The following is an 11,864-nucleotide window of genomic DNA, read 5'->3' on the forward strand; positions in this document are numbered from 1 at the left end:
CAAGCCGGTGAGTCGCGGCCGCTCAAGGCTCGCGCTCTGGCTGCGTCGTGCGTGGCTGCGCGTCGTCAAACTGACCAATCCGGTGGTCGGGCCGTTTCGCGAGCGCTGGCGGCGGTCGCTCAAGCTGCGCACGATGGCGGTCACCGGCCTCGTGACCGGCGTCATGATCGCGATCGCCGGCACCTTCATCTTGACGAGCATCGGCGACGACCTCTACTCGGCCCGTCGCGACCAGGTGCTGCAGGACTCGGCGCGCGCAACCGTCTCGGCCCAGCAGCTGCTCGACGCGTCGGACGCGAGTGAGCACAGCACGCTGTCGGCGCTGATGACCTCAATGCGTCGCGCGGTGAGCGACACGACGTCGAGCCAGATGTTCGCGGTGAGACGCCAGCCGGGCCAGACCGCGACCGCCGAGGTGCCGCAGGACTTCAGCACCGAGATCGCGCTCGGCGACCTCATCACTCCCGACCTGGCGACGGCGCTACACAGCGGCGATGCGCCGCAGTACTGGCAGCCGGTCGAGCTCGACACCCCCTCCGGGGAGCCGGGCCCCGGCATCATCGTGGGCTCGACCCTCACCTTCCCGGGGGCTGCGGGCACGTACGACCTCTACATCGGGTACAGCCTCGCCGAGACCCAGAGCACGCTCGAGTTCATCCAGCGCACGCTCATGATCACCGCCGTCATCCTCATGCTGCTGATCGGCGTGCTCGTCTGGACCATGACGCGCATCGTCTTCCGGCCCATCCGGGCGGCCGCCGATACGAGCCGGCGCCTCGCCGCGGGCGAGACCCAGGTACGCATGCCGCGGCAGAACGACGAGCAGTTCGACCTGCTCTCGGACAGCTTCAATCACATGGCCGACACCCTGCAGCAGCGCATCGCCGAGCTCGACGAGCTGTCGGAGATGCAGCAGCGCTTCGTGTCGGACGTGTCGCACGAGCTGCGCACCCCGCTCACGACGATCCGGCTGGCCAGCGAGGTGCTCAGCGCGAAGGCCTCCGACATGGACCCGGCGCAGGCGCGCTCCGTCGAGCTGCTGCGCACGCAAGTAGACCGCTTCGAGCGGTTGCTCACCGACCTCCTCGAGATTTCGCGCTACGACGCCGGGCGGGTCACGCTCGAGACCGAGCAGACCAATCTGGTGCGCCTGACGGAGGAGGTGTGCGAGGGGCTGCAGCCCCTCTCACCGAGTCTCATCGAGGTGCGCGCGCTGGGCGGGTACGCCCCCATCGAGGTCGATCCGCGCCGCATCCGCCGCATCGTCACGAACCTGGTGGGCAACGCGATCGAGCACGGCGAGGGCAACCCCGTCGTCGTCACGATCGACTCGAACCAGTCCGCGGTGGCGCTCACCGTGCGCGACTGGGGCGTCGGGATGAGTGCCGACGCCACCGAGCACGTCTTCGACCGGTTCTGGCGGGCCGACCCGTCGCGCAAGCGCACCCTCGGCGGCACGGGCCTCGGCCTCGCGATCGCGCTCGAGGACGCAGCGGTGCACGGCGGGCAGCTCGAGGTGTGGTCCGAGGCCGGCGTCGGCACGAACTTCCGGCTCACGCTGCCCCGCAGCGAGGGCGTGGCATCGTTCCTGTCGCCCCTACCCCTCATCGCCGACGAACACCTCACGGCGGCGGGCGACACCCAGTCCACGGGCGGCTGGTTGCGCCGCCCCATGCGCAATCTCGGGAAACGGCGGCGATCATGACTGCGATGCACGCTCACCCCGGCAGGCGCAGGGTCTCGCGCAGGATCCGGGCCGTCGCAGGCCTACTTGCCGCAGGGATCCTGCTGGCGGGCTGCCAGGGAGTACCCTCGAGCGGTCCAGTCGCGGCCGGACTGACCGACCTCGAACAGAGCGATCAGCAGGTGCTGTTCAACCCGAACCGGCCCGTCGAGGGAGCGTCAGCGAAGGACATCGTGGGCGGCTTTGTTGACGCCGCCTCGTCGAGCACGGATAATTACGCGATCGCGCGCCAGTTTCTCTCGCCGGACTACGCCGAGCAGTGGGACCCGAGCGCCGGGGTGTTTATCTACGAGGGGTCTCGGCCCTTCCGAGAACCGGTGGAGGGCGTCGCCATCCTGTCGCTCTCGGCGACCGCACTGCTCGATGAGCACGGCACGCTCACCCCGACGCCCGAGGGGCCGACGACCGATGTTCGTTTCGAGGTGGTGCAGGTGGATGGGGAGTGGCGCATCTCCTCCGCGCCGAACGGCATCATCCTTGACCAAGCGATCTTCACCGAGGTGTGGGCCCCGCATCAGCTCTATTTCGCGGATGTCGCCGGGGTGCTGGTCCCCGATACCCGCTGGTTCCTCAGCCGGGCCACCGCCAGTACCAACATCGTTGCGGAGCTCATTGCGGGCCCCGCTGACCCGCTCTTAGGCGCCGTGCGCAGCGGGTTCCCGACGGGCACCGTGCTCGCTGCCGAGGCGGTGCCGATTGTCGAAGGGACTGCCAAGATCGATCTGTCGGGAGAGGTCGAGAATGCTGACGCGGCCGACCGCGAACTCATGAGCGCGCAACTCGCGGCGAGCCTGCGATCAGTGCGCGGCGTCACCGGGTTCGCGATTTCGGTGAATCAGACCCCCGGGTTCGCCGAGGGGCCGGTGGCGGCGCAGCCAGTGAGCGGCGCGCCGAAGTCGAAGTTCTCGGCAGTGATCATGGGCGAGGACGGGTTCGGGTTCCTGTCGACTGCCGGGTTTGAACCGCTTCCGGGGATCGGAGATGCCATCGCGGCCCTCGACCCGAGCGCCGTCACGCTCTCGCTGGACGAGCCAGTGCTCGCTGCCGTGCTGGAAAACGGCCGTGTGACGGTGTTCGGGGCGGGTGGGCCGGTGCCGGTGGACGACCGCCCCGGAGTGCTCGCGCCTTCGGTTGACCGCTACGAGTACGTCTGGGTCGGCTCGTCGGCGACCCCCACCACGGTGACGGCGACCCGGATCGGACGCGACCCCGTCTCGATCGCCGTGCCCTGGCTCGACGGCTTGTCGCTGCGCGCGTTGCGGGTGTCGCCCGATGGCAGTCGAATCGCGGCCCTCGTCGCCGACGGAGACAGCAGCGGGGTGGTCGTCGGAGGGATTATGCGCGACCGCGAGGGGCGCCCGATCGCCGTCACCGAGACGGCAGTCGTGAGCATGTTCCTGCCCGGCGCGCCGATCGATCTCGATTGGATGGACGAGACGCGCTTCGTCACGCTGACCGAGGTGGGCAGCGTCGCGCGAGTCACGATCGGCGGCCCGGGGCTCTTTCCGATGGAGGCCGGATCGGTCGCGGAGGGCGTCAGCATCGCCGGGACCGGGTCGCGCTCGCAGCTGCGAGTGCTGGACGCGGAGGGCGCGCTCTTCGGGTTGCAGGGCAGTGGCTGGCAGCGTCAGGCGAACGGGGTGGAACTGCTCGCAAAGCGCGGGTAGGGGAGCTTTTCCCTCACAGAGGGGCAGACGACGAAGTTGTGCACAGATCGGCGCCCGAAGGCCGACCGGCTCGCGCGTGCGGGCAGCCTGAGGGTATGACCTGGACATTCCGGCTGCCGCGGGCGCTGCGCGAACTCGCCGCCGACCTCGCCGCGCTCGTCTGGCCGGTCGAGTGCGCGGGCTGCGCACGACCTGATCGGGCGTGCTGCGACGCGTGTCTCGCGGGGCTGCTGCGACAGGCGCATGCGGCAGCGCCGCAGGTGGCGGTGCCGGCTGACGCCGCGTCGCCGCCGATCGGGGCGCCCGCCGCTGCGGAACCGGCCGCGGCTGGCCCGCCGGTCTTCGGTGCTGGCGCCCACGAGGGGCTCCTGCGCGACCTCCTCGTACCGTTCAAGCATGCGGGGCGGACGTCCCTCGCGCCGATCCTGGGGAGGGTGCTTGCGGTGCCGCTCGAGCGCGCGCTGGCGCTCGCACACGGGCCAGACCCGCCACTCGTCGTGCCCATCCCGTCCCGGCCCGAACGCGTGCGTGATCGCGGGTATCGGCACGTCGAGATGCTGGGGCGCGAGGCGATACGGGCGCTCGGCGCCACCGGTGCGCGCACGCCGGTCCTGCGGCGTGCGCTCCGCACGCTGCCCGGACGCACGAGCCAGGTGGGGCTGCGGGCAGGCGCGAGGCGCAGGAACGCCGCAAAGATCGCCGTGAGTTCCCGGATGGTGTCGCGGGTGCGAACTCGGGAGGTGGTCCTGCTCGACGACGTTCGAACGACGGGCGAAACCCTGGCCGCAGCGGCCGCGGTACTGACGCGCGACGGTGCCAAAATTGTGGCCGTCGTGACGCTCTCGCAGGCGCTGCGACACGCCCCGGGAAAGTAGTTCTAGCCCCCACCCAGTCCAAGCGAGTAGGGTGCGGGAAAGGCGCTGAAAGTTCGCCCACACCTCTTGGGCAACCCGCCTTCGGAATGAGGAGGTCACCATGGACGTGAACATCCGAGGACGTAATGTCGGGATCACGGATCGCTTCGAAAGTTATGTGAGCGCAAAGACCGACAAGGTCGCGGGGCTGCTTCCCAAAGCCCAAGCGTTCGAGGTTCGAGTCTCTCGCCTCAGCGATCGAAGCCCGAAAAACGGCGACCGGGTTGAGGTGACGATCATTGGCCCCGGGCCAGTGATTCGAGCCGAATCCGAGGGCAGTGACAAGTACACCGCCTTCGACATTGCGTACGGCCGAGTGCTCGAGCGCATCCGTCGCGCGAAGGAACGCCGCAGCGATCGCCGCGGCCGTGGGCGTCTCTCACTCGGCGAGGCCGCAGAGCATGACTTTGCGCAGGTCGACATCACCCCGGCGCCGCTCGAGGTTATCGAGGCGGTGGCCACCGGGAACGTGCCGGTGCAGCCGTCCGAAGAGGCTCCGTACAGTCCCGTCGTCATCCGCAGCAAGGAATTCCCCGCTGCGAAGCTGAGCGTCGGGGAAGCTGTCGACCAGATGGAACTCGTCGGACACGACTTCTTCCTGTTCGTCGAGCACACCTCGGGCAAGCCGAGCGTCGTGTACCGCCGCAAGGGCTGGGACTACGGCGTGATTAGCCTCGCCGAAGCCGAGTAGAACCGAGCTGCGGCGTTCGCTGCGAAGCTGTAAAGGAAATGCCCCGGGCCCAGTGCCCGGGGCATTTCCTTGTCTGGCGGAGGCGCTCGCCGCCACCATGATTCTTCTGGAGCGCTCCAGAAAGTACGAGACGAATCTGCCCGGGCAAGGCCTAGGAACGTCCTCAGTAAATTGCTAGGTTCGTCGGAATGCCGGGAGCCCGGCGGGCCGCGTACATCCGAGATCAAAGCTGATTCTGGGCGACCTAAGCAATGAAGCGGTGACGAGTATTTGGGGAGCAAATAGTATGGCGTTTTGGCAGAAGCAGGAGATAGCCGGGGAATACACACCGGATCGAAGCCCACGGCGACAGCGAGGCAAGAGGGGACTCTCGATCGCGACGGCCTCGCTGATCGCGTGCACGTTGCCGCTGATGGGGATGAGCGCGGCCTACGCGGCCCCCATTGATGGCGCACCGAGTATCGGTGACTCGCTCTTCGCCGGAATCGGGAACACCGGGTACGACGTCAAGCACTACGACGTGGACATTAACTACACATTCGATGCGAAGACGGACCGGGCCGCGAGATCGGTCGTTGCTCAGAACACGATCACCGCGAACGCGCCGGTCGAGCTCGGCAGTTTCTCGCTCGACTTCGAAGGCATGAATGTTGACGCGATCACGGTCAATGGGGCCCCGGCAACCTTCACCCGATCGAGCGACAGCACGATCGAGTCGTACAAGCTGCATATCGTTCCCGCCACCCCGGTGGTTGGCGACTTCACCGTGGTGGTGAACTACTCGGGTGTTCCCGTGACGCACAACGACAACGACGGATCAGAAGAGGGCTGGTACCACACCCCCGACGGCGCAATCGTGCTCGGTCAGCCGGTCGGCGCGATGGCTTGGCTGCCGAGCAACAACACCCCCGCAGACAAGGCGACTTTCGATATTGCGCTGACCGTCCCGACCACCATCGGCGGCAAGCCCGCTGGCGCCGTGAGCAACGGCGAGATGGTCGGCAAAGCGGTGTCGGAGGATGGCCTGGAAACCACGTGGAACTGGAGCCAGCAGAACCAGATGGCCACCATGTCGGCCATGCTCGGCATTGGCAACTACGACATCACCGAGGGCAGCATCACCTTGCTCAGCGGAAAGGTGATCCCCGAGTGGACGTTCGTCGACTCGGAGCTGTCGACCAGCGCCAAGGCGACGACCGAACTGCGCCGCAAGGAGATTCAAGAGATCACGCAGTTCCTCGAGAGCAAGTACGGGCCCTACCCCGGCAACAGCACGGGCTTCGTGGTGGACATCTCGAACGTGGGCTACGCCCTGGAAACGCAGGACCGTTCCTACTTCCCGAGCACCCCGGGCAAGAGCACCCTCGTGCACGAGATGGCGCACCAGTGGTTCGGCACCGCGGTCACCCCCGCAGACTGGAACAGCATCTGGATCAGCGAGGGCCAGGCGAGCTACGCCTCGAACCTCTACAACGAGGGTCACGGCGGAACCGCGACGAAGACGACCTACCACAACACCTGGCGCAGCACGGCCCCCGGCAGCGCGAACTGGACGGTGGCCTCCGCGGCGATGACCGACCAGAGGCAGCTCTTTGGCTGGCAGGTGTACACCCGTGGCGGAATGACCTTCGAGGCCCTCCGCCAGGTCGTCGGCGACGACACGTTCTTCGCGATCCTGCAGGCGTGGACGCAGAACAACAACGGCAAGAGCATGGTGACGGAGAACTTCATCTCCCTGGCAAGCGAGATGTCGGGCAAGGACCTGACGGCCTTCTTCCAAGACTGGATCTACGACACAGACAAGCCAGCCTGGCCGTCGCTCTGGACACTCGGCCTCGGCAGCGATCCTGCCGACGGAGTGGTCGCTCCGGGTGACGAGATCACGTACTCGCTGACCGCGACGAACGCCGGGCAGGTTGACCTTGCCGGCACGGCGCAGGTGGACCTCGCCGGGGTGCTCGACGACGCGACGCTGGACACCGCGGCGCTCGATCCGAGTCTGACGCTGACGGGCACCACCCTGAACTGGGCGGTCCCCACGACGACCGGCACGAACGCCGCCACGGCGAACTTCAGCGTGAAACTCAGCGATCGCGCCTACGGTGCGGCGCTCGACGCGACCGCTTCCGGCTCGCTCGGATCGACGTGCACCACCTGCACGACTGCGCACACCACCGCGGCGGTCCCGGTGATCACCGACGACGACCTCACCGACAGCAACCGCGGTGACCTTGTGGTTCCGGCGACGGCGGTCCCCGGCGACATGATCACGGTTGATTTCGCGAACGATGTCTACAACGGCACCACGGTCACGGGTGTGCTGTTCTCGGACCCCCTTGATCTCGGGGCGAGCGCGGTGGCCGAGGCCGCGGCGAAGTTCAAGATTCCCGCGAATGCTCCCCTGGGCAAGCACCGCGTGGCGGTGTTCGACTCGATCGGACTCTTGATTGGTTGGGCCGATATTGAGCTGGTCGCGGCCCCGGTCGACACCAAGCCGCCGGCAACGGGCACGGGCAATGGATCGGGCCTGTCGTCAACCGGTTCGGACGACGCCGGGCTGTGGGTCGCCGGAGGTGCAGCGGCACTCCTACTGCTCGGCGGGGGGGCCCTGCTGCTCGCGCGTCGGCGCACGGTCGCTGAGTAGATAACGAAGACACGATGCCCCGGGCCCAGTGCCCGGGGCATCGTGCGTTCCCCCGCACACCCCACCCCCTCAAATTTCGCGGCCAACGAACGCCGCGGGTGAATCCGCTGACTCTCAGTGGTGCCGCCCGCCGGTATTGCTAGGCTGAGGCGTTGTCACAATTCGGCAACGACCGGCGCACCGCCTTACGCGGTGGGGCCGCCCGCACGGCACAGGAGATAATCAACGTGGCTACTGTCCTCGAGAAAGTCCTCCGCTTCGGCGAAGGTCGCAACCTGAAGAAGCTGGAACGCCAGGCCCAGCTGGTGGCCAAGCTTGAGGACTCCTTCACTGAGCTGAGTGACGACGAGCTGCGCGGCGAAACGGCGTCGTTCCGTGAGCGCATCGCCGCGGGCGAGAGCCTGGACGACCTGCTGCCCGAGGCCTTCGCCGCGGTGCGCGAGGCCTCGAAGCGTACACTCGGCCTGCGTCACTTCGACGTGCAGATCATGGGTGGCATCAACCTGCACCACGGCAACATCTCGGAGATGAAGACCGGTGAGGGCAAGACCCTCGTCGCCACGCTCCCCGCATACCTCAACGCACTGGCCGGCAAAGGCGTTCACGTCGTCACGGTCAACGACTTCCTCGCGAGCTACCAGAGCGAGCTCATGGGCCGCGTCTTCCGCGCGCTTGGCATGACGACCGGTTGCATCATTGCCGGGCAGGATCCGACCGAGCGCCGCAAGCAATACGAGGCCGACATCACGTACGGGACGAACAACGAGTTCGGCTTTGACTACCTGCGCGACAACATGGCGGCGTCGGCGATCGAGCGTGTGCAGCGCGATCACTTCTTCGTCATCATCGACGAGGTTGACTCGATCCTGATCGATGAGGCGCGCACGCCGCTGATCATCTCGGGACCGTCATCGGGCGAGGCCAACCGCTGGTTCGCGGACTTCGCGCAGCTGGTGCGCAAGCTCGTCCCGGGCACCGACTACGAGGTCGATGAGAAGAAGCGCACGATCGGTGTGCTCGAGCCCGGCATTGAAAAGGTCGAGGACTACCTCGGCATCCACAACCTCTACGAGTCGGTGAACACCCCGCTGATCTCGTTCCTGAACAACGCCATCAAGGCAAAGGCGCTCTTCGCGCGCGACAAGGACTACGTCGTGCTCAACGGCGAGGTGCTGATCGTTGACGAGCACACCGGCCGCATCCTGGCCGGGCGCCGCTACAACGAGGGCATGCACCAGGCCATCGAGGCCAAGGAAGGCGTGCAGGTCAAGGCCGAGAACCAGATGCTCGCCACCGTCACGTTGCAGAACTACTTCCGCCTGTACGAGAAGATCTCGGGCATGACGGGTACCGCCGAGACCGAGGCTGCCGAGTTCATGGGCACCTACAAGCTGGGCGTCGTCTCGATCCCGACGAACAAGCCGATGCGTCGCGTCGACCAGCCGGACCTCGTGTACAAGAACGAAGAGGTCAAGTTCGCTGAGGTCGTCAAGGACATCGCCGAGCGTCACGAGGCGGGGCAGCCCGTGCTCGTCGGCACGACTAGCGTCGAGAAGAGCGAATACCTCTCGCGGCTGCTCGCGAAGGCCGGCGTCCGCCACGAGGTCTTGAACGCCAAGAACCACGCGCGCGAGGCCGCCATCATCGCGCAGGCGGGTCGGCTCGGCTCGGTTACCGTCGCCACCAACATGGCCGGCCGCGGTACTGACATCATGCTCGGCGGCAACGCTGAGTTCCTCGCGGTCTCTGAGATGGCGGCCCGCGGGCTCTCGACCACCGAGACGCCGGACGAGTACGAGGACGCGTGGGACGACGTGTTCGCCGCGGTCAAGGAGACCGTGCAGACCGAGGCCGATAAGGTCGTCGAGGCCGGCGGGCTCTACGTGCTCGGCACCGAGCGCCACGAGTCGCGCCGCATCGACAACCAGCTGCGCGGTCGTTCAGGTCGTCAGGGTGACCCGGGCGAGAGCCGCTTCTACCTGTCGCTGACCGACGACCTCATGCGACTGTTCAACTCGGGTGCCGCAGCGGCCCTGATGAACCGCAGCGGTGTGCCCGATGACATGGCGATTGAGTCCAAGGTCGTCAGCCGCGCCATCCAGAGCGCCCAGAGCCAGGTCGAAGCGCGCAACGCTGAGATTCGAAAGAACGTCCTCAAGTATGACGACGTGCTCGACCGCCAGCGCAAGGCGATCTACGGCGACCGCGCCCAGATCCTGAACGGCGAAGCCATCGAGGATCGCGTCAACGCGTTCCGCACCGATGTCATCGACGCGATTCTCGATACTCACACCTCGACCGGCAACGGCGACGACTGGGACTTCGACGCGCTGTGGGCTGACTTCAAGCAGCTGTACCCGATCAGCCTGACGATCGACGAGGTCATTGCCGAGGCCGGAAGCCGCGGCAGTGTCAACCGCGACTTCATGCGCAAGGAGATCTTGTCGGACGCCGAGCACGTGTACGCGGGCCGCGAGGCGGCCCTCGGCGCGGAGGCGATGCGCGAGCTCGAGCGACGCGTCGTGCTCTCGACGATTGACCGCCGCTGGCGCGACCACCTCTACGAGATGGAGTACCTGCGCGAGGGCATCGGCCTGCGCGCAATGGCGCAGCGCGACCCGATCGTGGAGTACCAGCGCGAGGGCTTCACGCTGTTCAACAGCATGATGGGCCAGATCAAGGAGGAGGCCATGGGCCTGCTCTACCACCTCGAGGTGCAGGTGCGGCCCGCGGCGGAAAGCCCGGACGGCCACGTCCACCTCCAGGGTGGCGGCATCGAAGAGACCGAGCAGGGGATCGATCAGTCGAAGCTCAGCTACACCGCTCCCAGCGAGGACGGCGATGCTGAGGTGCGCGGCGCGAGCGGCCGGGTCAACCAGGCCGCCACGGCGAAGCAGCAGGCTGCCCAGCGCGGCGCCTTTGGCCAGCAGGTACCGACCGACGACGCTGCTCCGACGAACCGCGCGGATCGCCGCAAGAAGAAGTAGCCCCTCAGGGCCCCTTGACCATACGAAGCACGGGAGACATCAATGTCCAATGAGGCGAATTCCCGCCCCACGAAGAGCCAGCGCCGTGAGCAGGCACGTGCCGACGCGAAAGCGGCGCGGGCCAAGCAGCAGCAGAAGGAGAAGCGCAATCGGCGCCTCCTGCAGGGTGGCGTAGCGCTCGCGATCCTGGCGGTCATCGCCATCGTCGCGATCGTCATCACGACCTCGATGCGCCCAATCGGCCCCGGGCCGAAGAACATGGCCAGCGGCGGTGCCGTCTTCGGTGCCGATCTCGTCGTGCAAGAGACCCCCGCGCTCAAGGATGGCGCCGACATCGTGCCGACCAAGGTCGACCGCGAGAAGGCCCCGCTCGACATCGTGGTCTACCAGGACTACATGTGCCCGTTCTGCGGCCAGTTCGAGCAGCTCAACGGATCGGTGCTCGAGAACTGGGCCGGCAACGGCCAGGCGACGGTCGAGCTGTACCCGCTGAACATCCTCGACCCGCAGTCCGCGGGAACGAAGTACTCGACGCGTGCCGCGAATGCGTTCGCGTGCGTCGTTGAGCAGCAGCCCGAGGCCGCCTGGAAGTTCAACCAGCGCCTGATGAGTAAGGACGTGCAGCCCGCGGAGCAGACCCAGGGGCTCACGAGTGACGAGCTGCTGAAGCAGGCCGAGAAGGCTGGCGCCAAGCTGGATCCGGCGCTTGTCTCGTGCGTCAAAGAAAACCGTTTCGGGGCCAACATCGACAAGCAGACCCAGCGCATGCTGAACGGTCCCGTGCCGAACCTCGCCGAGGGCGTCGCGCTCCCGACAGGTTCGCAGGACGGGTCACTGCAGGATCCCGACAAGCCCCAGCGCATCACGAGCACCCCGACCGTGCTGGTGAACGGTGAGGTTGCGCCGCTCGACACGTCTTTGGAAGAATTCCTCCTGAAGAAGTACGCTGAGGTAACCGGAAACGGTGCTGCGGCAGATACGAAGAAGTCGGAGTAACGCTCCACACCGCCCGCCCGGGTCTCTCGGGCGGGCACAGGCCGGCTTGGCGCAGTGGTAGCGCAGTGCTCTTGTAAAGCGAAGGTCGCGGGTTCAAATCCCGCAGCCGGCTCGAATGTGATGTTGCAAAATGTCCACAACCGCCGGGTCCCGTATGGGGCCCGGCGGTTTTGTGTGTGTAGGCCGGGTTGCGTCCGCTGGCGCGCACTTCTCGGAGGAAT

Annotated in this window: 7 protein-coding genes and 1 tRNA gene; all 8 read left to right on the forward strand. The window is 66.9% G+C overall.

Annotated elements, in window-relative coordinates:
* Positions 1-7 precede the first annotated feature (7 nt).
* Positions 8-1,705: an MtrAB system histidine kinase MtrB gene (gene mtrB, locus KOE53_RS08010; RefSeq protein ID WP_188045656.1), complete on the forward strand. Its 1,698-nt coding sequence runs from the start codon at positions 8-10 to the stop codon at positions 1,703-1,705.
* Positions 1,702-3,411, forward strand: coding sequence for an LpqB family beta-propeller domain-containing protein (locus KOE53_RS08015; protein ID WP_188058081.1), 1,710 nt, complete (start codon positions 1,702-1,704; stop codon positions 3,409-3,411). Before mtrB ends, KOE53_RS08015 begins: the two co-directional genes overlap by 4 nt.
* Before the next feature lie 95 nt (positions 3,412-3,506).
* Positions 3,507-4,286, forward strand: a complete 780-nt coding sequence (locus KOE53_RS08020) for a ComF family protein (protein WP_188058082.1) — start codon at positions 3,507-3,509, stop codon at positions 4,284-4,286.
* Between the two features lie 100 nt (positions 4,287-4,386).
* Positions 4,387-5,016: a ribosome hibernation-promoting factor, HPF/YfiA family gene (hpf, locus tag KOE53_RS08025; protein ID WP_188058083.1), complete on the forward strand. Its 630-nt coding sequence runs from the start codon at positions 4,387-4,389 to the stop codon at positions 5,014-5,016.
* 418 nt (positions 5,017-5,434) lie between these two features.
* Positions 5,435-7,660 (forward strand): M1 family metallopeptidase, encoded by a 2,226-nt coding sequence (locus tag KOE53_RS08030; protein WP_251364225.1) that lies wholly within the window; start codon positions 5,435-5,437, stop codon positions 7,658-7,660.
* A gap of 227 nt (positions 7,661-7,887) precedes the next feature.
* Entirely contained in the window at positions 7,888-10,647 is a 2,760-nt protein-coding gene (gene secA, locus KOE53_RS08035) for a preprotein translocase subunit SecA (RefSeq protein WP_188058085.1), read from the forward strand.
* Between the two features lie 42 nt (positions 10,648-10,689).
* Positions 10,690-11,643, forward strand: a complete 954-nt coding sequence (locus tag KOE53_RS08040; protein ID WP_188058086.1) for a DsbA family protein — start codon at positions 10,690-10,692, stop codon at positions 11,641-11,643.
* Between the two features lie 40 nt (positions 11,644-11,683).
* Positions 11,684-11,755 (forward strand) — tRNA-Thr (locus KOE53_RS08045).
* Positions 11,756-11,864: the final 109 nt, after the last annotated feature.

The organism is Leucobacter sp. CX87, assembly GCF_018682295.1.
Lineage (GTDB): Bacteria > Actinomycetota > Actinomycetes > Actinomycetales > Microbacteriaceae > Cx-87.

What these genes read in the sequence shown, in the direction of transcription:
- KOE53_RS08020 (WP_188058082.1), top strand. Translation starts at nt 3,507, where the DNA reads ATGACCTGGACATTCCGGCTGCCGCGGGCGCTGCGCGAACTCGCCGCC.
- hpf (WP_188058083.1), top strand. Translation starts at nt 4,387, where the DNA reads ATGGACGTGAACATCCGAGGACGTAATGTCGGGATCACGGATCGCTTC.
- KOE53_RS08030 (WP_251364225.1), top strand. Translation starts at nt 5,435, where the DNA reads ATGAGCGCGGCCTACGCGGCCCCCATTGATGGCGCACCGAGTATCGGT.
- KOE53_RS08040 (WP_188058086.1), top strand. Translation starts at nt 10,690, where the DNA reads ATGTCCAATGAGGCGAATTCCCGCCCCACGAAGAGCCAGCGCCGTGAG.
- KOE53_RS08015 (WP_188058081.1), top strand. Translation starts at nt 1,702, where the DNA reads ATGACTGCGATGCACGCTCACCCCGGCAGGCGCAGGGTCTCGCGCAGG.